Here is a 24,943-nt window from a genome sequence, read left to right as displayed (position 1 = left end):
TCAGGTTCATAGCGGATACGTCAAAGATAGAAAAGTTAAACGGCGGCAGACGCAGACACAAATGTCCTCCAATTTGTGGCTGCGCCTGATCCCGTAGGGGTAGTTCTTTAAAGTAAGTAGACGCTACTCGCCTGCGGAACAATTCTTCCGATGCAGAGACACAATTGCCCCTCAAATTGTGGCGCAAATCACCACCAAACTCTAGCGGAACACCAGAAGTTCATCCGATGACACTCTCGCGGTCCTCGCTAAAGAAAGAAGAAAATACACGGCGGCAGGTGCTAGCAGTACGATTCCTCCGCAAAGCAATCTGGAAACTAAGTCGTTACTCTATTCCTTTACTTCTGGCCATATGTTTTAAATCTCTCTGCCATACGCTCCATTTCTGCATCCTCAAGAATAGCAGGTTCTCCAATTGATTTAGACTTCAAGTACACTTCGCAACAAAACTCAATTTGTTCCGCTATATCAAATGCCGTCGCAAGATTGCCCGCTCCAGCCAGTAAACCGTGATTAGCTAATAACACGGCATAACGATCTTCCATCGCTTTATAAGCATTTTCTGCAAGCTCAGGCGTTCCAAAACTTGCATACTCCGCACAACGTACATCTTTCCCTGCATAAGCCACTAAATATGACACCGCTGGCAGACTACATCTAAGAGAAGCTAGTACCGTTGCATTCAAAGAATGCGTATGAACAATAGCATTTATATCTGTTCGTTTCTGATAAAAAATAGCATGCATCGGGTATTCACTCGAAGGGTTTCTCTCTCCCTCTACAATGTTCCCTTGTAAATCACACACGACAATATCTTCAGGTGTCATACGCGCATAATCAATACCACTCGGACTAATAATCATAAGTCCAGATTCTCGATTAAAAATGGAGATATTTCCTCCCGTACCTTTAGTAAGACCTCTAGTCATAAGTAACTTGCAATAATCAACAATGACATTACGTTCTTTCATAAACATTGGAAGAACCTCCTCTATGTATTCTTTATGCTATTAAAAAGGAAAATTCTACTCCCTAGTGCTTAATGGGTGGCAGGCAAACCACCTGCCACGTTTTCTGTGAGTGACACTTTTTTTAAAGTAAGAAAACCAAACTCTAGCGGAACACCCAAAAGAAATAATCCTACATGAACAGTTTTGCTAAATTTTCTATATAAGGTGCTCTTACAATACCCTTCTCGGTAATGATCGCTGTAATATGTTCGGCAGGTGTGACATCAAAAGCCGGATTATAGACTTGTACATCAGCTGGTGCTGTGAGCCTTCCAAAACCTTCAATTACCTCAGATTTGTCGCGTTCTTCTATAGGAATTTGCAATCCAGTCGGTGTATTCAAATCAATCGTTGGTGTTGGTGCCGCTATATAAAATGGAATCCCATAATGTTTCGCTAAAATAGACACCCCTAAAGTGCCAATCTTATTCGCCGTATCTCCGTTTGCCGCCACCCGGTCACACCCAACAATCACGGCTTGTACTTTCCCTTGTGACATCACCATTGCTGCCATGCTATCCGTAATTACTGTGACATCAATCCCAGCTCTGCTCAGTTCAAGTGCAGTCAATGTTGAACCTTGCAGACGAGGGCGTGTTTCATCTGCGTATACTTTAAAATTCCAGCCTTTTTCTTTCGCTAAATACATCGGGGCTGTGGCTGTTCCATATTTCGATGTAGCTAGAGAACCTGCATTACAATGCGTTAAAATTCCGATACCGTCAGACAGTAATGTTAACAAGTTCTCACCAATAGCGCGGTTGATCTCTTCATCTTCTTTATGAATCGCTTGTGCTTCTGCTAACAAATCATCTTTATAACTAGCGTCCTTTGCTTCAACTGATGTCATGCGATCGAGTGCCCAAAATAAGTTCACTGCGGTCGGTCTAGAAATAGCTAAATACGCTGCGATTTTTTGCACTGCTTCGACCAAATCGGTTTGATCTAGGTCTAGATCGCGAACGCCTAAGTAAACGCCGTATGCTGCTGCGACGCCAATTGCCGGAGCACCGCGAACTTTCATCGTTTGAATCGCATCCCAGACACTTTCAACAGTGGTCAGTTCTACGTAGACGATATCATTAGGTAGTTTCGTTTGATCAAGCAAGACTAGGGCGTTGTTTTTCCATTCGATTGGGTTGAGTGCTTCGTTCACTTTTTTTCCTCCTGCTGTGCGTTTTGAAGTGCTGTTAAGTAGTGTCCGCCATAGCGGAAATCAGTTGAGTTTAGAATAAGTGTTTCTGCGACGCGCAAGCAAAGTCGTTCTGCTTTTAGGCGATTTTCGATTGGTTCAATGGTGGTGATGTCTTTCACTTTTGCTAGGCCAACAATACGACGCGACAGTTCGAGTCCCGCCATGCCTGCTGTATCTTTGAGCACGTCATTGAAGTAGTGTTCTTTGAATTCTTCATTTTTGGTGACAACTTCAGTTGCGTACTCGTCCCATACTTGACTGAATTTCGTTTCGAACAAGTCCATCACGTCGAATAAGGTGTGTTCGACCCATTCAGTAAATTCTTTCTCTTGATATGCGTTCCCTCTAGCCCAAGCAAAAATCAGGTTGGCCATGATGTTTCCGATATCGTAGCCCATCGGTCCGAAGAATGCGAATTCAGGATCGATGATTTTCGTATCGTCTTGGTCAATGAAAATGGAGCCTGTATGCAAATCACCATGAACGAGTGACTGTGTGTTATTCATGAAATGGAACTTTAGTTTTGCGACTTCTAGGTGAAGTTCTTTATTAACGTAAAGGTTCTCTTGAACAAAATCCTCGTTGCCAGGTGTTACTTCATTACGGTTGAAGTTGTTATGAAATGGCTCCGTAAACACAAGGTCTTCAGAGATTTCGCAAAGTTCAGGGTTGATGAATTTACGAACTAATTCTTTCTTATCCTTATGGTCAAGGACGACGTCTGATGTGCGCAGTAATGTGTTCACCATGAAGTCGGTAATGTGCTCAGCGAAATGTGGAAAGGTTTCAAAGTTCAACAGTGCTGTACGCATGATCGTTAAGTGTGATAAGTCTTCCATGATGCAGCAGCTCATCGTTTCATCGAGCAGGTAAATTTCTGGTACGAGCCCTGCCGCTAGCATATGTTGTAATTGCAGTGCTTCTGTTTCGATTTTGTTGCGGCTTGTAGATAGGACGAATTCGTCTGATATGCGTGCTGTTGTTCCCGCTTGTTTGACGATTACAGATTCGTTGGTGTCGGTGTTGACGACACGGTAGACATAATTTAAGTTCCCATCGCCAATTTCTTTACATGTGATGTTTTGTGCATATTCAAATGATTCTATTTTAGCTTTGACATAGTGAGTGACGTCATCGGTATTCATCAAGAAGTATTGGTCGAATATATGCATGGCATGGTGCTCCTTTAAAAAGACTTTTTTATATCATATCACTTGGGAAAGTATGCGGAAAGAGAAGGTTTTACAGAAATCATAAAAGCTGAGGAAGTACAAATTCTATACAAACCCGTAAGGGTTGTTCAGACAGATATATAGCTACACTCTCGCGGGCCTCGTTAAAGAAAGAAAACATAAACGGCGGCAGACGCAAATACACACTATATCGACTTTGGTTTCCGGGTCGCCTTGGAGCGCAAAACCTACTGCACTATATCCTTGAGAGTGAAAAGGGTTGCTAAGTGACTTCGTCACTTAGCAACCCTCTCTTCTTATAGGGTATCTCGCGGCTGGTTTGCGTCCTTCGCTCCCCTACAACCCCTTTGTAAATAGTTTCTTGGATTTGGTAAACGATAGAATTGACACTTATATTTATAGAACGGGCGGCCGAAGATACTATTTCGGCCTTTTCAGGCTTACTTTACAGTATCTTCATCCTCCGCTTCGAACCTTGTGTCTTCAGTTATCAAAGGGTGCGTCAACTTCTATCCTAGGAATTTTAAATATGCAACAACAGGATTCAAAATCTAGATCCAAATTAAAAAGGAACAGCTCAAATAATGCTGTTCCTTTTTATTGTAGATTACTTAGTTAATTGCTTATCTTATCAATTTCCATTTTAAAGTGTCTTCAGATGGTGTTTGATTAAAGAACAAGTCAGCCCCATACTCGACAAATAATGATTCCTTTTCTTTTAAAGATTTAAAGGTATATGATCTGGAAGCACTTTGTCCAGGATACAATTTATTAAAAAATCCATACTGTGATTCTGAACTTTCATCACTATAGAATATCTTAAATGAACCCTGATCAATTACTTTATCAGTCGTTTTATTCTCTTCAGTATAAGTAATATTATATTCAAAATATCCATCATATTCAACGACTTCTATATTATTCATTGTGACAGTCATTTCATTATCTAAAGATGTATAAGAATTATTTAATTCTAAATAGGTGTAAGGATCACTTGGTGGAATTGGAATAGATGTTTCGCCATACTCAACTGTTATCCCTAGACTAACTAATTCTTGTATAACTATTAAGTTTTGACTGTTTTCTGATAAATCAACTGGGTTTTCCTTAACGTTCACATAATCTCCTTGACTTAGACCAAAATTATTAGCGTTAATTAGTAGTGGGCTTAAATCACTAATTTCATTATTTTCTATGTCTATATGGGTCAATTTTGTTAGGTTTGACAGTGGTGTAATATCATCAACATTAGTATTTTTTAAAACCAGGCTATTAAGGTTTATTGCATTTTCCAAACCGTCGAGATTATTAATATCTGACAAACCTGTATTATCCAAGACCGTTAATTCTTCAAGTTTTTCTACTGTCAATATGTCATTAGACTCTAAGCCTAATTTTGAACGGATAAGACGTTCCAGTGTTAAGTCTTTGATTAGTGGTTCAAACGAAATAATTTCTTGGAAAACATCACTATTTATTGCATTTTCTCCACCTAAAACATTAAAATCAGTAAATTGATATAATAAATCATATATAGTATAAGGTATTGAATCATCACTAACTAAAAGGATAGGTGCATTATTTTTGGCTGCTAAAACTGAACCAGATAAAGCATCTGCAAAATTCATTCCTGTAGCTATATATACTTTATTCCCCCAACCTGGAAGACTTCTTACAATCGAGGAGTTTGTTTCATATCGATTAGCTCCTGAAAATCTAGTTGGACTAGGTAGTTTAGCCATTACTAAATTGCTGACTGCAGATACTCCTCCAACTACTTTAGTCTCTACTTTTCCTATTAAAGCAATTTCAGTAGATAAGGGCAATTGGTCTTTCTTAGTTAAAAGAATCGGTATCCCATTTTTTGCAGCATAAGGGGAAATACCTAGAGCATCTGGAAAGTTATCTCCATTTGCAACAATTGCATGTTGTGATGATAATTTTTCCGCAATTTTAGCAGCAGTTTCATACCTGTCTTTACCACTAATTCGTTCTACACTGATGCCCAAAGTTTTAAGGGAATTTTCTACTGAGTTAGAGATAGCCCCTTCACCACCCAAAACAATGACTTTATTGGCTCCAAGCCTAATAATTTCATTTTTAGTTGAGGTAGGCAAACTAGTTGATTTTGTTAACAAAATAGGTGCATCCAGCTTAAAAGCTAAAGGGCCTCCAGCCAAAGCATCAGGAAAATCCGTTCCCTTTGCTAAAATAACTGTATTAGCCCCGTTAATCCAACCTCTTTTTGATACTTCAACAGCAGTTTCATACCTACTGATTCCACTGATTCTATCAGAGGCAAAGCTAACATTCGCCGGAAATATAGAAGACAGTATTAACAGTAGAATCAAAACTGATAAAGTAATTTTTAAGTACTTCAAAAAAACACCTCACTCTAAATTATTAGATTACTAATATAGTATATAGGAAAAATCAGTAATTTCGAAAAAATATTTACAACTGAATTTTTAGGTGGATTAATTAGACTACTATCCAGTATCCCATCATTAGTTGTTAGGACGAACAGCCAATACTTTTTTCAATCCTTATCTTCTTCGTAATCTCAGTTTGTTCCGTTACGTATCGCTAATTGCAAACAAAATATAGCCCATAAACTGAGCTATTTCCCTTATGTGGTTCAATTTCTTATTCTTTAAAGTGCGCTTATATTCAAGCGGATAATCAATCCACTAAGGAAAAACGGATGTTAAATGTCGTTCCTTCAGGGCTTGATGTGAAATCAATTTTAGCGTTATTTCTTTTGGCAATTGAAAAACAAATAGGTAACCCTAAACCTGTTCCATCATCTTTTGTTGTAACAAAAGGAGTTACAACACTATCGATGACCGCAGAAGGTATTCCATGTCCTTCATCCTTAATAGACAATACTATTTTATTGTTTTCTCTAGAAGTAGTAACACGAACTGTTTGGCCTGAGACCATTGCATCTAAGGAATTATTTATTAAATTTAAAAGAACCTGACGAATTTCATTTTGATCGATTTTTAAAAACGGGATGTTATTCAATTCCAATACAATCGATTTGCCTTCTTTTAATGATCGTGTTTCCAGCAACGGTAAATAATCAGTTATTAATTTATTTAAATTACAAAACTGAAGGTTGGTACTTTTATCCTGAGCTATATTAAGAAATTGAGTAATAATATTATTTATGCGGTCTATTTCATTAATCATTAATAGGTTTACACTTTTGTATTCTTCGAGTTCTTGGTTTTGAGCCATCAACTGTAGAAAACCTTTAACAGTCGTCATTGGATTCCTCACTTCATGTGCTACACCTGCTGCCATTTCTCCAATAGCTTTTATTTTATCAAAGTATTCCCTTTCCTTTTCACTTTCTTTCCTATCTGAAATGTCACAAAACATGACAAATAACCCGTTTTCTATTGGAAATACCTTTATTTCCAACCATACTTTTGAATATTCATCTAAGATTTCAAATACTTGTGATTTTTGTTCATCAAATATTTTTAAGCAATTTTTATAGAAATCTGTACCTATATACTTAGGTAAAGCCTCCCAAACATTCATACCAATAAGATCATTATTTGATTTTCCGATTGGTGATGTTTTAAAATATGGTTCGGCTGCCTTATTAAGAAATTCAATCTTCCAATCAGAATTTACATAAAGACATGCTTCAGTGATATTTTCTAAAATTGGTATCATATCTAAACTATTTTCAAATGTCGTCGTCTTTAATAACATTTATTTTACACTCCTAAACTTAATTTTCAGTTATCTAACTATTCTATAAACTATATGTTCGACAAAGAAATACAAATTCCTTCTTGCTTCACTTATAAATTTTAATAAGCTTGTAATTCCATATGAAAGCATACTACCATATAATCCCCCGTACAATGTCAAGGACGAAATTGTATCTTCGGCCGACTACTTTTCAATTAAATTAGTGTCTATTCTCTCTTCCACCAAATCCAAAAAATGCTACTTTTAGTTCGTTACTTCGTCTATAATTTGTAAGAGGAGTTGAAAATTATGGTAAGTAATGTTGAACAACTTTATCTCGATTATAGCGACAGGGTTTACCGCTTTATTTATCTACTCGTGCGTCATAAAGAAACCGCTGAAGATTTGACGCAAGAAACGTTTTATAAAGCTCTAAAGAGTTATAGTCAATTTAATCATCAATCTACAGTCTTAACATGGCTTTTAAAAATAGCTCGAAATGTGACCTATGACCACTTTAGACGGAAAAGGATTATTCAGTTTTTCAAGTGGGGAAATGAAAACGATGGCGATACGAAGAACCCGTCTCCCGAGAGTTCGGCTGAAAAGAGCGAGGATTTAGCTCAGTTGTATGAAGCTTTGAGTAGATTGAAAGAAGACTATCGTGATGTGCTGATTCTTAGAAAAGTGAATGAGTGTTCAATAAAAGAAACGGCATATATATTAGGTTGGACTGAAGCTAAGGTGAAATCAAAAATGACTAGAGGATTTGAAGCTTTAAGGCAAGAATTTTATGGAAAGGATGGTGTTATGAATGGATCCATCAAAAGAGTTTGATAAACTTTTCCAGAAAATGATGCATACTGAACGTTCTCATGAAGCACGCAGAAATAGTTTGCTAAAACTACAAAATAAAGTTGGAAGGAAAAAGCGTTATATAGTGCCTGTTTTCATTTCAATAAGTATGGTAGCTGTGGTTTTTTTCCTTGTATTTGCTTTGATTAATCCAAATCCAAGTAGTGATTTGGCTGCGGTGATTGGAAATGATGATAAGAACAAAGCTGCGATTCGCGCTGTTCTTGAAAAAGAGTTTACGGGTCCTGATGAAGAATATTTGCTTTTAGTCGAGGAAATATCTAGACAACAAACTGATCCATCGTATGAAAAATATGTTGGCCCGGACCAGCCTCATGATGCTACAGAATTGATGGCGTATATAGATAAAACCTATTCACCTTATTTCACGGAGCATGGACTTGATAGTGTTATTATGTATGCTTTTACTTACCACTCTATAGGAGTGGGACTCGATTATAAAATGAGTATTGATGGGATTGAAGTGGTACAAAGTGATAATCCGAATGCACCAAAGAATTATACTTTTACTGGTCAGGTAGAATATGAAAATAGTGTTGGTGAGATTTCGCAATACGAGGTCAAGGGGAAGGCAATTTGTTCAGAAGAAGGAAAAATCGGGAGAATCTATTTTGATGTTGCTGGACTGCGTGATCAATTAAATATTGATTTCAACAAATTCGGGAACGATTAAATATTTTCTTAAAGTGGCCAACGGTCACAAGGTTAAATGACTTTCTATATTCTATTATTTACTTTAGTTTTCGGGTCGCTTTGGACGGTAAAACCTGGCGCACCATATCCTAAGAAGGGGGCTAAGTAACTACGTTACTTAGCCCCCTTTTCTTGTTATAGGTAATCTTGCGGTGGTTGTTCGTCCGTCGCTCCCCTACAACCAATGGACAAATAGTGTTTTTGATTTGGTGGACGAGAGAATTGACACTTATTTTATAAAACATGCGGCCGAAGATACTATTTCGGCCTTTTCTTGCTTTTTCTAGAGTTTCTTCTTCTCTACTTCGTGTCTTATAAAAGACTAAACGGTGGTAGACACCTCAATTAGCGGATCAAATAACCACCATAAATCTTACGGGAAATCTCTCGTTATTCTAATAATGATTTTGTTATTTAGTCCCCATTACTGAATAATCGCACACGCAATTACAACAAAAATCTTATTTGTTTTCACTTTCTAATTCCGAAATTAACTTACAAAGGTAGCCAACAATGTATTCTCTTCCCGTCATCTCTTCTATATCATTATTTTCTACTAGGTCATCTATTCCTTTATCAATAACTGACCAGGATATGGATGCGCACAGTATAAGATCCTCCAATGTGAAGTGTTTAGTAATCTTCTTTCTTCCCTGACCTTTAACGTAAGTTAGAATATAACACTAGACTTTCATAACTTATTGTTAATTCTCCTCCAACAGACGTACCTGAACCACAAACATACAAATTAGATTACCTTGGTTTTTCGTTTATAAAAATCTAACAAAGAAAGAATTCCTGAAAAAATAACAGTGAATACGGTTATTGACAACAAAATTAGTAATAATGCTAATAGGTATAAGTTGTTTTCTAATGGCCCTACATAAACTAGACCTAAATTCATATTTTCAAAACCTTGTAATTCAACTAACTTAATAATCCCATATCCCGCAAAAAGTATAAGTAAATGAAAGATTATGGAGTATAATATAGACTTTCTTAGCCTTTTCATGCAATCACCTTTTCCCAATCGTTTTGAAAACAAGAGTTCATTTGGAGTAAAAGTACAAAAAAATTCTTATCATAGATTCAATCTTCAATTTATCTGTTTTTAAAATGCAACATAAAAGGGCTGAAGTTTTTCATTTATACAGTATTCAATTCTTTGTCTGAAATTTTTCCAAGTGACCATTTCTAATGCTGTTTCTAAAGGGAAATAACCTACTTCTAGACTCTCAGAACTTGTTGTTAATTCTCCTCCTACAGGTGTAGCCAAGAATAATGTATTACAAATTGATCCACTTACATTTTGAAATACTCCACAAAATCTCGTTATTTCAATATCTATTCCCGATTCTTCTTTTGTTTCTCGTATAGCAGCATCTTTCAAGGATTCCCCTTCTTCAACCTGTCCTCCAGGCATTTCCCAGCCTCTTCTCGGTCCTTTGATTAGTAAAATTTCATTCTGGTCATTAAGTACGATCGTTGCTGCTGAAACAATATGTTTTGGTGGTGTCATTATCTCAATCTCCATTTCCTTTTGTTAATAATCCAAACGATACTTCCAATTTTATCAAATTATTCTCTTAAAGTATGTATTATCGGAAAATTTTTTCGAATTAGAGCGTGAATTGAAGGTCAGCCTAGCCGCTTGGTGTTTCTATAGCTAGTTAACTTGTTTAACAAGATGCATTTTGAGAGACTGATACGATTTATAAAAACTTATCAGTCAAATTGAGATCCTTATCGGTCAAACCGGCTGTTCTATAAACCAACATGTCTCATTGCCAAGTTTACTTTTGGTGAACCGCAATTAAAAAACCTTCTCTAACAGAAAAGAGCCATGGAACGATTAGCTCCATGGCCCCTATTTAGGAATTTTAATGGTTTTGACATTTTTCAAATATAAAAAATGGTTATTTGAAACTCAATTGATTTTAATTTGTTATAAAGAACGGAGAATTTCAAGGATTTCTGAAGGTTCCATTCTTTTGGTGTAATCTTCATTTGTACGACAATATTGAACCACACCATTTCTATCAATAATAAATGTTGCTGGAATGGGAACCACCCAACCTGCTTCAGTGTTCCTCTTACTAAAATCAATATTTAACTTTCTATATTCTTTACGTAAAACCTCTGGAATTTCCCAAGCAATGTTATACTTTTTCATTACCTCACCCTTGACATCACTTAACACACTAAATTCCAAATTTTCTTTTTCAACCTGACTTAATGATTTGTCAGGCTGATCCGGACTAATGGCTATTAGGGATGCACCTAGACTTTTAATTTCAGAATGGATTCCGTGCAACTCACGGAGTTCAAGATTACAGTATGGTCACCAGCTTCCTCTGTAAAAAGTAAGAATGACCGGGCCAATCCGAAGATTATCTGAAAGTGTTATCTGCTTCTCCATTGCATCTGAAAGCGTAAAATTTTGAGCTTTTTCACCGATCTGTAAACCGTGTACTTTCTCTCCTCTTATTAATCTCTCAATTTCATGAGATTTAGCTTTTGTGAACTCTTCTGGAAATTTGTGTAGAACTTGAGCGTGCAGTTTTTCTAGTTTTTCTCTCAATGTACTCATTCTTTCACTCCTCTTCATTTAGTTATATAAACTAGTATACACCTTACTATGGTTAAACAAGTATTGTTTTTTGATTATTCAATCTTTTGTTCTGTTAAACTCTTATATCCGTTTGCATAAGTCCATTTTTATTCACATATGATAGTTTAGCTATTCAAAAGATAAGAATTATTATTCTAATATTTGTTCAATTATCTAAAAAACTTTGTTAATGGAAAGGTAGGTTAATCTATTGAATTATAATGGTTATAGACAAAATTGGCATCCCGTTTTAACGTTATTAAATCAAAGCTTATTTGCAGAACAAATGGTTTGTTCAATAAGTACACAGTTGTTTCATATAGATGCTACTAAGGATCTTGAGGGGAATGTAGAAATGCATAACCATCTTGTACCAGCTTCATATCATAGAGTCACAGCATTAGGCGCGGCTAATCGACTTCAAAATGGAGAATCTCATGATTCCGTTATTCAAACTATGATTTCATGTATAAATAACGCTCTCAAAGAGGACCAGGGCATAACGAAGTGGTTACCGGTAATGTTGGAAGATGCACCCGATGATTATAAACCATTTATTCAAAGCATAAGCAATTGGCAACAACAAAAAGAACAGACTCTACTTTCTGCTCAACAACACTTAACACAAATGGGCTATGAAGTTAACACTCAAAATCAATATTGATATTGAGTAAATCAAAGTAGCTGTATAATTAAGGACAAAAATAAAAAGGTAAAGAAAAACAAGTCGTTTTTCTTTACCTTTTTTTATGTTGTTTTCGTTTATTAACAACTTCCATGATGATTGCAGCTAAAAGAGAAATACCACATAGATTTGCTAACAAAATGATAGCTAACATATCAAAAATCTCTTCATAAGCATGGGTTTGATTCGGGATGAAATTCAATTTGATATAGAAGAATAGTACTCCAGTCGCAGTAGCAATTGCAGGAATATATTTTATCAACCGGATTGAACCTTTATTCCCAAAATAATATGTGATTAAAGTTATACCAGCCATTAAAATGATGCTTACAACTATTCCAATATGGATACTCATCTTTTCCTCCCTAATTACTTAAATCTGACTAACGCATCCGCCGAGAACCTGAGCCACAATTTGAAAAGCAATTATGTCTCAAGTTCAGATCTATCGTCCCAGGGACACTCACAATTTGAGAGGCAATTGTGTTTGTCCCTGGGACGATATTCTTCAGCATTCTAAAGAGATCACCGCGAGCATTATAGAAAGAAAAAAGAGCCCGAATTAATACCACTCCAATTGCAGTGGCCATTATTTAAATACAGATGTTCCAGATCTATCGTCCCAGGGACACTCACAATTTGAGGGACAATTGTGTTTGTCCCTGGGACGATATTTGGATTTCTTTAGTTCCATTTATTAATTGGTACACAATATCTTTTATGTCGGATGAACACGTATTCCAACTACAGATCATATTTATTTCCTCCAGTTCTTAAGCTAGGCTCGGTTAGTTTATTAATTATGAACAGATCTTTCTGAGCGTTTAATTTTTCTCCATTGGGAAACCATCTCAAATACTGAGAATAGTAAGACTATCCAAAGGAAGCCGTTTTCAAATGATATTCCAGAAGATGACTCTCCTCCTAAAACAGTAAATAACCCCATTAAGAAAAGTACATGAGCAGTAGAATATATCTGCCATTTTAAAATTCCTTTATCGTCTATATCTCTGTATTTTTTGAATAACAGACTAAAAACATAAAGGCCGACAATTAAAGCGATAAGAAAGTTTTTTGGAATTAAATCTACTAATGGGATATTAGGAAAATAATCAAACAGAAATAATAAAGTAAAAGCGAAAATGATTAAAACGTCCAATGGTCTATTAAATATCAAATTAGTACCCCCTTAATTCTTAGTTTAAGTACATAGCTCGGTTTCTTTTATATACGAAAGAATAATGCAAAGGTTTCAAATTATTGCCATAAAGAAACATCGAACTATATGATGATAATATGGGTTTATAGTTGTTGATTAATGGGATAAACATAAAGTTAAAAGGTGGAGATCTATCTTGCACTATTTTATTGGAATTGTACCAACTGATGAATATAAAGAGAGAATAACAAATTTTCAAAAGAAATGGGCAAATAATAGGATTACTGAAGTTGTCGAGCCACATATTACATTGAAGGCACAAGGCGGTTTAACACTTGATAAAGAGTGGATTAGGATTGTAGAAAGTATATGCAAAAATTTCAACTCATTTAGTGTAACAGTAAGTAAACCCATGTTTTTCGGTGATGATATTCTTTACTTAAGTGCATTTTCAGAAGATTTGAATATGCTACATAAAAATATTGTTCAAGGGATTTACCTTTCTGAAGATCTAATTAAAAAGTATTTTGAACTTGATGAATTTACACCGCATATAACTTTGGGTAAAACAGTTTATGGTTTATCAAAAAATGAACTTAAAGATATGGCAAAATTGGCAGAAGAAGAACTTAGTCCTTATCCAACTATAGAAGTGAATTTTATAAGAATTTACCAAGAAACTGAGCCAGGAATATATAAGATCTATTTGGATATTCCGTTAAAATAGATAGACTAATGTACCTTACTGAAGCCTGACTCCTGTTTAGTTTTTTAATTTACTTAAATATAGATTTTGTCTGTCTCGGGTTATCTTTTCTTTCTTTAATGAGCCCCGCGAGAGTTACACCCATAAAAATGATGCTTACAACTACTCCAAACAGGATACTCATCTTTCCCCCTTATTACTTAAATCTTACTGACGCATCCGCCGAGAACCTGAGCCACAATTTGAAGAGCAATTATGTCTCAAGTTCAGATCTATCGTCCCAGGGACACTCACAATTTGAGGGGCAATTGTGTTTGTCCCTGGGACGATATTCTTCTTCTAACTATCAGGTATTCCGCGAGAGTTTGGTGGTGATTTGAGCCACAATTTGTAGAACAATTGTTTCTCTGCATCAGAAGAATCATACTGCTAGCGATTAGCTTCCACTCGCTTTTAAAAAACTACCCCCACGGGATCAGGCGCAGCCACAAATTGAGGGACATTTGTGGCTGCATCTCCCACCGTTTATTTGGGTGCAAAGCGGAGGATGAAGATACTCTAAAGAATGCCAGAAAAGGCCGAAATGGCATCTTCGGCCGCCATTTTCTATGAAGTAAGTGTCGCTTCACCCGTCTACCAAATCCAAAACATCTTGTACGCTTGGGTTGTAGGGGAGCAAGGATGCATACCTGCCATAAGATTGCCAGCATGAGTACCCGAGGATTGACGTGACATAGTCGCGTCAATCCTCGGGTTTATTCATTAGGTTATGATACAGCAGGTTCTGCACTCCATAGCGGACCGGAAACCCAATGGATATATAGTATGTATGTGCTACAGGTTATCTTTTCTATCTTTAACGAGTCCGCGAGAGTTTGATGATGGTTTAAGCCACAATTTTTGGGGCAATTGTGACTAGACATATATACATAACATTGACGGCAAAATTCGCCAAAATCTAGGACTTACTATTTAAATTTTCTAAAAAAACTATTAATATTGCAAATTTTCATTGTAAAATTATGTCGTAGCACTTAAGATATAATAACAATGGTATAAAATTCGCTATATTAGGAGATAATTCATGAAAAAAATTGCCTTTTCAGTACTAGCTACCTCTGCACTAGCGACAATGATAGCAGTTGGGGATGCCGAAGCAAGCACTTCTTACACCGTCAAACCTGGTGATTCGCTATGGAAAATTGCAGCTGCCAATGGAACTTCAGTCTCTCAAATTAAAGAATTAAATAGCTTACAAACAGATATAATTTACCCAAATCAATACTTACTACTATCATCGACTGAGGCTCCTAAACCAGCACCTAGTCAACCTGTGACACCAACCAACACGACTACATACACAGTTAAAAGTGGAGACACTTTAAGTAAAATTGCGCTTCAATTTAAAACGAGCGTTTCGTCCATTCAACAATTAAATAACATATCTTCACATATGATCCACCCTGGACAAGTACTTAAAATTTCAGGATCAGCACCCGCTCCAAGTACGCCTGTGGCTCCCGCGCCAACTCCAGTACCTGCAGCAACTTCTACATATACAGTTAAAAGTGGAGATACGCTAGGTAAAATTGCGCTTCTATACAAAACGACCGTAACGAATATTCAAAAATTAAATAACTTATCTACTCACATCATTCAGATAGGTCAAGTATTGAAGATTTCCGGTACTGTACAAGCTGAACCAGTAGTACCTGATCCAACACCATCTGTACCCGCAAATCCAGCGAACTTAGTGTATACCATTGTTACTGGTGACACATTATCTGGTATTGCTTATCGTCATCGCGTGACAGTAGACCAAATCATGAAATGGAATAACTTAACTTCAACAATGATTCGTGTTGGTCAAAAGCTGACAATCGGAGGATCTGGTGAAGTTGCGCCAATATCCGCTCCGGCTCCAGTACCAGCACCGGCTACTCCAGTAGCTCCCGGTTCAAGTATTTATGATAAAGTGATTAGTTTAGCGAAGCCGTTACAAGGTATTCCTTATGTATGGGGTGGTTCTTCTACAGCTGGATTTGATTGCTCAGGTTTCATTTATTATGTATACAAACAAGCTGGCTTAGATGTATCTCGTACCAATACAACTGGTTTCGATGCTCGTTCTTATGAAGTGTCAAACCCAGTTCCTGGTGATTTAGTATTTTTCTCTGACACGTATCGTCCTGGTATTTCTCATATGGGGATCTACTTAGGTAATAACCAATTTATTCACGCTGGTGGCGATCGCGTCCAAATTACGAGTCTTAGTAATTCGTATTGGAATTCTAAGTTTACTAGTTTCAAACGTTTATATGCAGCGGATTAATTTAATTAATTTTAAAGACGACTTTAGATTCTTAAAGTCGTCTTTTTTAATCTATAAGAACTTAAAGAAAGCAAAAAGCAGTCGAAATTGTATCTTCGACTGCTTCTTTTCTATGAAATCAGTGTCGATTCTCTCGTCCACCAAATTCAAAGCACTTAAATCACTCGTTCAGCTAGCATCTTCCTGTGTTGCTTCTTTATCTTCTTTATCTTCTTCCTCTTCTTCTGGGACAACCACCGGAGTTATATCCGTTTTCGTAACCGACTGAATCATATAATCTCCATACTGATCGATGATTATTTCATATACGGCTCTTTCAGCTAAATTGATCGGCTCTTTGTCTGGTTGTGTCATAACAGACTCAGTTGTGGCTGTAACAAAAGCACGGTTTTCTTCAATCTTGACATCTTCTATAGTAAATTTATTTACTGCAAAAGATTTTTCTTGATCAAGGAGAGCTGCAATTGTTTGAGATTCTAATTGATAGATTGATGAATCCGGAAGTAAATAACCGATTAAATAGTTAAAGTTAACTTCATTTTGTGCGTACGTATATAGCGTCGCATAGCCCTCTATGAATATTGATAAAAGCTCTTTATCAAAATATGCGTCTTCAATACGTGGGTTAACTGAGTCATCCACAATTTTCGGGTTTTCTACCCATGAGTTTAATAACTGATTAACCGAATAGATTGGGATACTATACCCTAATGCAGGATTATCCGTTAATATCACTGAGTTAATTCCAATTACTTTTTCAGTAAGAGCATCTAGCAGTGGACCTCCACTACTTCCTGCAGAAATTATTGCGTCAAATTCATACAAGTCCGTATACGTGTATTTCTCGTTAAAATCTCTTCCTGTTCCCGTGACTTTCCCCATTGTAGCAGTATTGGCTTTATTACCGGGGCTACCGATTGCAATGACACTCGTGCCTTCTACTGCTTGCAATAAGTCCATTTGCATTGGCTCTTTCCCAGCAATGGTTTCAACTCGTATAAGCGCTACGTCGACTGTATCTGATATCCCAATAACATGCCCAACAAATTCTTGTCCTGTGCTATTTACAACAGTGACGGTGTCATAGCCTGCAACTACATGTGCATTTGTAATGATGTCGCCTTTGTCGTTAAATAAGAAACCTGATCCTTGTTGAGTTTCAGTATGAATTGTATAGACTTTTGGTATAGCAGAAGCTAGAATCGCCTCGCTATCCCGCTCTTCCACTCGGTCTTCGATTACAATGACTGGGTTTTCTTCCTTAGGTGGAGTTTTTTTGGGTTCTGCGTATGTTACTTTGCCTTCGGGATTAGTTGGTTCTTCTTTTTCGCTGTTAATGTTTACAGGTGTTTCTATCTTTTTGACTTGTTCCACTTTAGCTTCTATAACTTCAATGGCTTCTTCTACTGGTTTTGGTGCAAATTGGGTCCAGATTAAGAAGCTTGCAAGAATTACGATTCCAACTAATAAAATGATTGATTTAATGAATGATGCCTTTTTTGAAACTGGTTCTTTGATGATAGGTTTTTTTGTAACTGGTTTTTTGTAGCGTCTGGGTTCCATACAGCATCACACTTCCTCTTAATTTCGTGTTCTTTCTACCTTATATCCTATTAGACGTGTGTGCAAACAAAAAGTTGTAATTATTTTCATTATAACTCAAATTTTTGTGAACGATATATCTAAAGTAAAATATTTCACCTTTTTACTGCCTGCTTATACTGTTAATGATTCCCCCCTCGCTTGCATCCAGTAGACAATCTTATTCATCCTGTTAGGAGACTCTCGTAGATGATCTTCAAACAGTGAATTTCACTATTCCATTCATATTCTAGTATTGACATATAATCACCTTACTATTCTATTTAATAAAGAAATTGAGCAAGAAAGTTGGTCACCTCGTATATCCTAATCAATTCGGTGTAGCTAAACCAAATGCGCAACCCGATAACATCCGTAGCTGCGTTTGAACCCATAAGGGCAGTATTGCTTACTATATGATTCTTCTGATTTGAGACACAATTGCCCCTCATATTGTGTCTCAAATCACTACCAAACTCTTTTGAACACCTGACAATCAAAAATTACACCCTTGTGGAATACCATAAATAAAGACTATGACACTCTCCCATGACTATATATACTTTGGTTTGCGGGTCGCTTTGGAACACAAACCTACTGCACCATATCCTTGAGATTGAAAATAGGCGCGAAGTGACTTTGTCACTTCGCGCCTCATCTTTCTTATAGGAAATCTTGCGGTGGATGTGTGTCCGTCGCTCCCCTACAACCGATGGTCATATAGTGTTTTGGTTTTGGTCGACGGGGGAATAGACACTTATTTTATAGAACATGCGGCCGAAGATACTATTTCGGCCTTTTCTGGCTATCTTTAGAGTATCTTCATCCTTCGCTTCGTACCTTAAAGAAAAATAAACGGTGGCAGATGCAGCCACAAATGTCCTTCAATTTGTGGCTGCGCCTGATCCCGTGGGGGAGTTCTCTAATGGAAGTGGAAGCTAATAGATCAAACGGCTATTTGGCATAGGGAAACTGGAGATGCACCTGATGTAATAGGCATAACCCCTATGCATATTGAATAATATAATGAAAAATTTGTTGTGTGGGACACAGAATACTAGATAGCATAAAGTACCACCAAACCTATAATAAGCATGGGGCGGCCAAAATTGTATCTTTGGCTGCTTCTTTCTATGTAGTCAGTGTCAATTCCCTCGTCCACCAAAGTATAAACACTATGTTCGTACGGGTTGCAGGAGAGCGACGGACGCATACCAGCCGCAAGATTGTCTATAGGAAGAAATGAGTCTGGAAGTGACAACGTCACTTCCAGACTTTCTTCATTCTTATGGTTATGATGCAACAGGTTTTGCGTTCTAAAGCGATTCGAAAAACCCCAATCGATATTGTGTTGAAAATCTTAGTCTTTTTTTGTGTGGGTGGCACTTTTTAGCTGAAAATGCACAGGTACTATAAGGAGGAAAAGTGCCACCCATACCGGAAAGTCAGGTAGCATAAAGTACCACCAAACCTTAAGAAAGCAAGGGGCGGCCAAAATTGTATCTTTGGCCGCTACTTTCTGCGCAGTCAGTGTCTATTACCTCGTCCACCCAAAACGGTCTGGAAAACTTAAATTGAATTTTCATTTAATTCTAATAATATGTTAGTATTAACATGTAATAATCATACTATTCTATTAAATACTGAAACATGGAAAGGAAGATGTTGAATGTTTTCTCCACTAACTCCAATCGATTGGAAGCGCAGGGCCATAAAATACTATCCTGAAAAAATTGCTGTCATTGATGAGGATAAGGAATTTACTTACAGGGAGTTTGGAGAACGTACTGATCAACTCGCACGTGCTTTGCATAAAGCAGGGATTCAACAAGGTGACCATGTGGCAGTGATGTTGCCCAATACACACTATATGCTCGAGTCGTTTTATGGCATTTGCCAGCTCGGTGCTGTGATGGTGCCATTAAATTACCGTTTATCTTCAAGTGATTTGGAATACATTATCAACCATAGTGATGCCAAATTAATGATTGTCGATGAAGAATATAGTGGCTTGATTGAAAAAATTGCAGAGAATTTAAATTTCGAGGAGTTTGTTATTGTCGCAGTTCCCGGACACAAGACGACCTTAAAAGGCGTGTATTATGAAGAGTTCCTAGAATTAACTTCGGAAAGCGCTTCACTTCCCGAGGTGAATATTGATGAAAACCAACTACTGACGTTGAATTATACAAGTGGCACGACGTCTAAACCAAAAGGCGTTATGTTATCTCATCGAAGTAATTATATGAATGCTGCGAATTTCTTGTATCATTTAGCTGTGAAACATGATGATGTCTACCTTCATACGCTACCAATGTTCCACGCGAATGGGTGGGGCGGCGTTTGGGCTTTAACTGCTGCGGGTGGTACCCATGTGTGCCTGCGGAAAGTTGAACCTGCTTTGATTCTAGATTTGTTTGAGAGTCAACATATTTCCTTGCTATGCGGTGCTCCAACAATTGTGAATATGTTGGTAAATGATCCGAAAGCGAAGGAAATTGAGTTGCAAAATGAGCTGCGTATGGCAACTGCAGGGTCGCCTCCAGCTGCGGCTCTAATTCAAAAGGCGCAGGACATTTTGGGGTTAAATATGATCCATGTGTACGGTTTAACTGAGACATCTCCGTTCATTTTGTATTGTGAATGGAAAAAGGAATTCGAGTCGAAATCTAAAGATGAACAAGCTTCGATAAAAGCGCGACAAGGAATTGAGCTTGCATTTAACGGGGAAACAAAGGTTTTAAATGCAGAGGGTCAAGAAGTGGCATGGGATGGCAAGGAAATGGGTGAGATTGTTACCCGCGGCAATGTGGTAATGTCTGGTTATTATAAGGATCCACAAAAGACAGCTGAGGCGATTAAAGATGGCTGGTTCTATACTGGTGATTTGGCTGTGACTTATGCTGATGGCTATATCGAAATCCAGGATCGTATTAAGGATTTGATTATTTCAGGTGGGGAGAATATTTCTTCTACGGAGTTAGAGGGTATTCTTTATAAGCATCCGGATGTTTTGGAAGTGGCTGTTATTGCTATTCCTGATGAAAAATGGGGTGAAGTACCAAAAGCGATTATTGTGTTGCAGAAGAATGCGTTTGTTACTGAGGATGAAATCATCGTTTATTGTCGTGCGAATATGGCTCATTTCAAGGCGCCAAAAGCTGTGGAGTTTGTGGAGTCTTTGCCTAAGACGGCTACTGGGAAGTTACAGAAGTTCCGTTTAAGGGAGTTGTATTGGAAGACTGCGAAGAAGGTAAATTAGTTTTATAGTTGGTTCTTCCCTGCTTCGGACAATTTTGTTCGTGGGCGGGGGTTTTTCTTTCTGGTAAGTTTAGTTCAATACCGGGAAAGCACCAAAAATTGAATCTTTAGAATCTCGTCCCATAGAATATCGTCCCAGGGACAAACACAATTGCCCCCTCAAATTGTGAGTGTCCCTGGGACGATAGATCTGAACTTGAGACACAATTGCTCTTCAAATTGTGGCTCAGGTTCTCGGCGGAAGCGTGAAAGTATATATTCCTGTAATTCTACTGCCATTTGATTGGTATTCTTCTATATCAAATTGAATTTCATCCCAAATCACCCCCCTACTTATAAAGGGATTAAATATATATCCACTGGGTTTCCGGTTCACTTTGGATTGCCGAACCTGCTGTATCATAACCTAGTAAATGAAACCGAGGATTGACGCGACTGTGTCACGTCAATCCTCGAGTTCTCTTATAGGTAATCTTACGGCAGGTATGCATCCTTCGCTCCCCTACAACCCAAAAACGTAAAGTGTTTTGGATTTGGTGGACGAGAGAATTGATACTGACTTCATAGAAAATGGCGGCCGAAGATGCTATTTCGGCCTTTCTTCAAGTTCTTTAAAATATTTTCTTCCTCCGCTTCGCACCTTATAAAAAATGAAGAATATAGTCCCAGAAGAATATCGTCCCAGGGACAAACACAATTGCCCCTTCAAATTGTGAGTGTCCCTGGGACGATAGATCTGAACTTGAGACACAATTGCTCTTCAAATTGTGGCTCAGGTTCTCGGCGGAAGCGTGAAAGTATATATTCCTGTAATTCTACTGCCATTTGATTGGTATTCTTCTATATCAAATTGAATTTCATCCCAAATCAACCCCATACTTATAAAGGAACTAACTATATATCCCCTAGGTTTCCGGGTCGCTTTGGATTGCCAAACCTGCTGTATTATAACCTAATGAATGAAACCGAGGATTGACGCGACTGTGTCGCGTCAATCCTCGAGTTCCCTTATAGGCAATCTTACGGCGGGTATGCATCCTTCGCTCCCCTACAACCCAAACGCATATAGTGTTTTGTTTTTGGTGGATGGGTGAATTGACACTTATTTCATAGAAAATGGCGGCCGAAGATGCTATTTCGGCCTTTCTTCAAGTTCTTTAAAATATTTTCTTCCTCCGCTTCGCACCTTATAAAAAATGAAGAATATAGTCCCAGAAGAATATCGTCCCAGGGACAAACACAATTGCCCCTTCAAATTGTGAGTGTCCCTGGGACGATAGATCTGAACTTGAGACACAATTGCTCTTCAAATTGTGGCTCAGGTTCTCGGCGGAAGCGTGAAAGTATATTATATCCACTGGATTTCCGGGTCGCTTTGGAGTGCCAAACCTGCTGTATCATAACCTAGAGAATGCAACTGAGGATTGACGCAATCTTGTCACGTCAATCCTCGAGTTCTCTTATAGGCAATCTTACGGCGGGTATGCACCCTTCGCTCCCCTACAACCCAAACGCATATAGTGTTTTGGATTTGGTGGACTAGAGAATTGATACTGACTTTATAGAAAATGGCGGCCGAAGATGCTATTTCGGCCTTTTCTGGCATTCTTTAAAGTATCTTCATTCTCCGCTTTAAACCTTATAAAAAAATGAAGAATATCGTCCCAGGGACAAACACAGTTGCCCCCTCAAATTGTGAGTGTCCCTGGGACGATAAATCTAATAAAAGCCAATAGAGTTGAATAACTACCAATTATCAGCAAGTACAATACATAGAGCTACAAAACCAAGGGAATAGTTCTTATCTTTTATGAAAGTGTGTTTGGATAATGATAGAATAGGATGAGGAATTAGATAGGTAGGATTTCTAATAAAGGGGAGATAGAATGAGTACATTATACATCGTGTTAATTGGAGTTGTTCTCGTTTTTCTAGTCGCTTCATTGATTTATTACTTCGCTAACACCGACCACTATATGGACAACCTTCAGTCTATTCGAAAATCGTATTACATTACGGCTTTATTGGTAATTGGTGTTGGACTGATAATCGGCGATTTTAAGGTAATAATAGACTGGAAATCACTTTCGTTAATAGGGATTGCCATGATATTCATCGATTTATCTGTGTTATCGACTCCAGATATTTCAAAAATTGGGAAGACGGAGTTTCAAGGAAGTCTTTATGTAAGGAATGCAATAAAAAAGAACCAGGAATTGATTGATGCGAGTGCCAATAAGGTAAAAAAGTTCACTGAGGTGATTTCGAAAACTGCTGACTATTTTGAACCTCTCAATCAGCCAATAAACTCGGATAAATACAAGGAAGAAATGAGAAAGTATTTGAATCTATATGCAGATACATTTCAATCAAATGTTTCTATCTTTGATTTAGACATAACAAATGATAGTGAGGAAGAATTGGAAAATGTAGAGAAAGCTTTTAGAAATGCGGAGATATGCTACAATAAGCACATAGAAGATGCTGAGTGGCGTAGCGAGTTAATCCAAAATCTTTTGAAAGGCGTAGCAGTTAAATTCGTCAATAAAGACGAGAAGGATTTATCGCCCAAGACAAAAGAGTCCTTGAAGAAAGTGTTTATTGTTGCTTATTTTGGGGAATCGTATAACATGCTCATCGGAATTCATTCGGATTTCGTCCCGTTAAACGCTGTGGATGCCTCTCATATTTTAAGCCTAGCTCAAATTTTTGATTGGTATATGGTGTAATGACATATAATTCAGAATATAGTATAATGAATAGAAGAATACAAAGGAGGAGAATAATATGCTAAAAACAAAAAAATCTCCTGTTAAAGCAAAATTACTAGCAAGAAATAATGAAAACAAACTAGTAGTAAGTACTAGTAACCTTCCAGCAAAGATAATCGCAGAGCCTTCTGCTGTCGGTAAGCCAGTAGTGAGAAAAGCGGGAATTCGTCGAAATGCCAACCAACAATCACTTAATCCAAATCGGAGAAAGATGACGGTAAATGTAGCGGAATCATTCATAGAAATTCAGAAGATGAATGAGAAGGCGTTAAAAATTGTGGCAAAAAGAGCATAAACTCACAAAGATGTAAGAGATGATTCTCTTGCATCTTTTTTTGTGGTCATAAATCCACGGATATTTGGTTAAAATGAGCATACAGTAGACCAAAAGGGGTTTTATCATGAAAATCCGAAAAAATAAAACGAACACAAACCCAAATCGGAGGAAGATGACGGTTAATATAGCAGAATCAGATGCTTTCAAAGATGCACAAAAGATGAATGAGAAGGCGTTGAAAATCATAGCAAAACGAAGATAAACGGAAGAATGTCGAGCTGTTTTTCGGCAATCAAAAAGAGTAGGGAATTGCCCCCTCTCTTTAGGTCTTGCGATTAGTTAATGAGCAGAATGGATTCATGCAAGGAGATGTTTGAAGAAAAACACTTCCATGCTTCCCTCTGAAACTGAACAACACATTTATCAATAAACTCTGCCTTCACTTCAAATCTTGTAAGACTAGCTTATTAAACGTCCCCCAGTTACTCGCTTATGCTCCGAAGTGGAGGTTTTAGAATATCGTCCCAGGGACAAACACAAACGGCGGCAGACGTAGACACAAATGTCCCCCAATTTGTGACTGCGCCTGATCCCGTGGGGGCAGTTCTCTAAAATAAGTAAATGCCACTCGCTAGCAGTATGATTCTACCGATTTGAGCCACAATTGCCCCTCAAATTGTGGCTCAAATCACCACCACACTCTAGCGGGGCTGTTAAAAGAAAGAAAAAATAACCTGAAGCAGAAACTATATATCCACTGGGTTTCCGGGTCGCTTTGGATTGCAATATCTGCTGTATCATAACCTAGTGAATGAAACCGAGGATTGACGTGACTGTGTCACGTCAATCCTCGGTTTCTCTTATAGGCAATCTTACGGCTGG

The 24,943-nt window shown here is 37.5% G+C and carries 19 protein-coding genes and 1 pseudogene; 9 read left to right on the top strand and 11 right to left on the bottom strand.

Translation table 11 applies throughout. The features are described from left to right. Positions 1 to 338 precede the first annotated feature (338 nt). The 5 genes from B371_RS0113735 to B371_RS21825 form a co-directional block, all read right to left on the bottom strand. Positions 339 to 977 carry an L-fuculose-phosphate aldolase gene (locus B371_RS0113735; protein ID WP_019414905.1) on the bottom strand — a complete coding sequence of 213 codons (639 nt, stop codon included), beginning with the start codon at positions 975 to 977 and terminating at the stop codon, positions 339 to 341. 163 nt (positions 978 to 1,140) lie between these two features. After that, positions 1,141 to 2,166, bottom strand: coding sequence for an S-methyl-5-thioribose-1-phosphate isomerase (gene mtnA, locus B371_RS0113730; RefSeq protein WP_019414904.1), 1,026 nt, complete (start codon positions 2,164 to 2,166; stop codon positions 1,141 to 1,143). Next, positions 2,163 to 3,377: an S-methyl-5-thioribose kinase gene (mtnK, locus tag B371_RS0113725; RefSeq protein WP_019414903.1), complete on the bottom strand. Its 1,215-nt coding sequence runs from the start codon at positions 3,375 to 3,377 to the stop codon at positions 2,163 to 2,165. Before mtnK ends, mtnA begins: the two co-directional genes overlap by 4 nt. A 644-nt stretch (positions 3,378 to 4,021) precedes the next feature. Further along, the gene (locus tag B371_RS22460; protein WP_019414902.1) at positions 4,022 to 5,779 is read right to left on the bottom strand and encodes a cell wall-binding repeat-containing protein; all 1,758 of its coding nucleotides are present in this window, start codon (positions 5,777 to 5,779) and stop codon (positions 4,022 to 4,024) included. A gap of 301 nt (positions 5,780 to 6,080) precedes the next feature. Then, the gene (locus tag B371_RS21825) at positions 6,081 to 7,127 is read right to left on the bottom strand and encodes a nitrogen regulation protein NR(II) (protein WP_019414901.1); all 1,047 of its coding nucleotides are present in this window, start codon (positions 7,125 to 7,127) and stop codon (positions 6,081 to 6,083) included. A 291-nt stretch (positions 7,128 to 7,418) separates the two neighbouring features. Between B371_RS21825 and B371_RS0113710 the strand changes: the two genes are divergently transcribed. After that, entirely contained in the window at positions 7,419 to 7,946 is a 528-nt protein-coding gene (locus tag B371_RS0113710; RefSeq protein ID WP_019414900.1) for an RNA polymerase sigma factor, read from the top strand. Next, the gene (locus B371_RS0113705; protein ID WP_019414899.1) at positions 7,924 to 8,658 is read left to right on the top strand and encodes a hypothetical protein; all 735 of its coding nucleotides are present in this window, start codon (positions 7,924 to 7,926) and stop codon (positions 8,656 to 8,658) included. The genes B371_RS0113710 and B371_RS0113705 overlap by 23 nt, the downstream gene beginning before the upstream one ends. A gap of 1,131 nt (positions 8,659 to 9,789) precedes the next feature. Here the strand turns inward: B371_RS0113705 and B371_RS0113695 are convergent. The 3 genes and pseudogenes from B371_RS0113695 to B371_RS24495 all read right to left on the bottom strand — a co-directional run bounded on the left by B371_RS0113695 (position 9,790) and on the right by B371_RS24495 (position 11,268). After that, complete coding sequence (locus B371_RS0113695; protein ID WP_019414897.1) at positions 9,790 to 10,197, bottom strand: NUDIX hydrolase; 408 nt, start codon at positions 10,195 to 10,197, stop codon at positions 9,790 to 9,792. 426 nt (positions 10,198 to 10,623) lie between these two features. Next, positions 10,624 to 11,007 (bottom strand): annotated as a pseudogene (locus B371_RS24500) (redoxin domain-containing protein); the annotation flags it as partial. 12 nt (positions 11,008 to 11,019) lie between these two features. Then, positions 11,020 to 11,268 (bottom strand): redoxin domain-containing protein, encoded by a 249-nt coding sequence (locus tag B371_RS24495; protein ID WP_019414895.1) that lies wholly within the window; start codon positions 11,266 to 11,268, stop codon positions 11,020 to 11,022. A 232-nt stretch (positions 11,269 to 11,500) separates the two neighbouring features. On the opposite strand from B371_RS24495, the gene B371_RS0113685 reads away from it, so the two are divergent. Beyond that, on the top strand, positions 11,501 to 11,953 hold the full coding sequence (locus B371_RS0113685; protein WP_019414894.1) for a hypothetical protein: 453 nt from the start codon (positions 11,501 to 11,503) through the stop codon (positions 11,951 to 11,953). Positions 11,954 to 12,026: 73 nt separating this feature from the next. Here the strand turns inward: B371_RS0113685 and B371_RS0113680 are convergent, their stop codons facing one another. Together B371_RS0113680 and B371_RS0113675 are read right to left on the bottom strand one after the other, a co-directional pair. After that, positions 12,027 to 12,329: a hypothetical protein gene (locus B371_RS0113680; protein WP_019414893.1), complete on the bottom strand. Its 303-nt coding sequence runs from the start codon at positions 12,327 to 12,329 to the stop codon at positions 12,027 to 12,029. Between the two features lie 441 nt (positions 12,330 to 12,770). Continuing rightward, entirely contained in the window at positions 12,771 to 13,151 is a 381-nt protein-coding gene (locus tag B371_RS0113675) for a hypothetical protein (protein ID WP_019414892.1), read from the bottom strand. 178 nt (positions 13,152 to 13,329) lie between these two features. Between B371_RS0113675 and B371_RS0113670 the strand changes: the two genes are divergently transcribed. Together B371_RS0113670 and B371_RS0113655 are read left to right on the top strand one after the other, a co-directional pair. Further along, positions 13,330 to 13,860 (top strand): 2'-5' RNA ligase family protein, encoded by a 531-nt coding sequence (locus tag B371_RS0113670; protein ID WP_019414891.1) that lies wholly within the window; start codon positions 13,330 to 13,332, stop codon positions 13,858 to 13,860. A gap of 1,063 nt (positions 13,861 to 14,923) precedes the next feature. Further along, complete coding sequence (locus B371_RS0113655; RefSeq protein WP_019414888.1) at positions 14,924 to 16,171, top strand: LysM peptidoglycan-binding domain-containing protein; 1,248 nt, start codon at positions 14,924 to 14,926, stop codon at positions 16,169 to 16,171. A gap of 168 nt (positions 16,172 to 16,339) precedes the next feature. On the opposite strand, the gene B371_RS0113650 is transcribed toward B371_RS0113655, so the two are convergent. Next, positions 16,340 to 17,734 carry a S1C family serine protease gene (locus B371_RS0113650; RefSeq protein WP_019414887.1) on the bottom strand — a complete coding sequence of 465 codons (1,395 nt, stop codon included), beginning with the start codon at positions 17,732 to 17,734 and terminating at the stop codon, positions 16,340 to 16,342. A 1,687-nt stretch (positions 17,735 to 19,421) separates the two neighbouring features. On the opposite strand from B371_RS0113650, the gene B371_RS0113645 reads away from it, so the two are divergent. The 4 genes from B371_RS0113645 (at position 19,422) to B371_RS23560 (ending at position 24,323) form a co-directional block, all read left to right on the top strand. Then, positions 19,422 to 21,014 carry a long-chain-fatty-acid--CoA ligase gene (locus B371_RS0113645; RefSeq protein ID WP_019414886.1) on the top strand — a complete coding sequence of 531 codons (1,593 nt, stop codon included), beginning with the start codon at positions 19,422 to 19,424 and terminating at the stop codon, positions 21,012 to 21,014. Positions 21,015 to 22,899: 1,885 nt separating this feature from the next. Further along, positions 22,900 to 23,742 (top strand): type II toxin-antitoxin system SpoIISA family toxin, encoded by an 843-nt coding sequence (locus B371_RS0113640; protein ID WP_019414885.1) that lies wholly within the window; start codon positions 22,900 to 22,902, stop codon positions 23,740 to 23,742. A 58-nt stretch (positions 23,743 to 23,800) separates the two neighbouring features. Beyond that, a complete protein-coding gene (locus B371_RS0113635) occupies positions 23,801 to 24,079 on the top strand; it encodes a hypothetical protein (protein WP_019414884.1) in 279 nt (92 codons plus the stop codon). 106 nt (positions 24,080 to 24,185) lie between these two features. Further along, entirely contained in the window at positions 24,186 to 24,323 is a 138-nt protein-coding gene (locus B371_RS23560) for a hypothetical protein (protein WP_019414883.1), read from the top strand. Positions 24,324 to 24,943: the final 620 nt, after the last annotated feature.

The organism is Paenisporosarcina sp. TG20, from assembly GCF_000286315.1.
In the GTDB taxonomy this organism is placed as follows: Bacteria; Bacillota; Bacilli; order Bacillales_A; family Planococcaceae; genus Paenisporosarcina.
Note: the sequence above shows the minus strand (reverse complement) of the source record. Positions and strands in the feature narration are given on the sequence as shown.

Bases quoted from the DNA above. Each gene is read 5' to 3' on its own strand.
- B371_RS0113735 (WP_019414905.1), bottom strand. From the start codon at position 977: ATGTTTATGAAAGAACGTAATGTCATTGTTGATTATTGCAAGTTACTT.
- mtnK (WP_019414903.1), bottom strand. From the start codon at position 3,377: ATGCATATATTCGACCAATACTTCTTGATGAATACCGATGACGTCACT.
- B371_RS21825 (WP_019414901.1), bottom strand. From the start codon at position 7,127: ATGTTATTAAAGACGACGACATTTGAAAATAGTTTAGATATGATACCA.
- B371_RS0113710 (WP_019414900.1), top strand. From the start codon at position 7,419: ATGGTAAGTAATGTTGAACAACTTTATCTCGATTATAGCGACAGGGTT.
- B371_RS0113705 (WP_019414899.1), top strand. From the start codon at position 7,924: ATGGATCCATCAAAAGAGTTTGATAAACTTTTCCAGAAAATGATGCAT.
- B371_RS0113695 (WP_019414897.1), bottom strand. From the start codon at position 10,197: ATGACACCACCAAAACATATTGTTTCAGCAGCAACGATCGTACTTAAT.
- B371_RS24495 (WP_019414895.1), bottom strand. From the start codon at position 11,268: ATGAGTACATTGAGAGAAAAACTAGAAAAACTGCACGCTCAAGTTCTA.
- B371_RS0113680 (WP_019414893.1), bottom strand. From the start codon at position 12,329: ATGAGTATCCATATTGGAATAGTTGTAAGCATCATTTTAATGGCTGGT.
- B371_RS0113655 (WP_019414888.1), top strand. From the start codon at position 14,924: ATGAAAAAAATTGCCTTTTCAGTACTAGCTACCTCTGCACTAGCGACA.
- B371_RS0113650 (WP_019414887.1), bottom strand. From the start codon at position 17,734: ATGGAACCCAGACGCTACAAAAAACCAGTTACAAAAAAACCTATCATC.
- B371_RS0113645 (WP_019414886.1), top strand. From the start codon at position 19,422: ATGTTTTCTCCACTAACTCCAATCGATTGGAAGCGCAGGGCCATAAAA.
- B371_RS0113640 (WP_019414885.1), top strand. From the start codon at position 22,900: ATGAGTACATTATACATCGTGTTAATTGGAGTTGTTCTCGTTTTTCTA.
- B371_RS0113635 (WP_019414884.1), top strand. From the start codon at position 23,801: ATGCTAAAAACAAAAAAATCTCCTGTTAAAGCAAAATTACTAGCAAGA.
- B371_RS23560 (WP_019414883.1), top strand. From the start codon at position 24,186: ATGAAAATCCGAAAAAATAAAACGAACACAAACCCAAATCGGAGGAAG.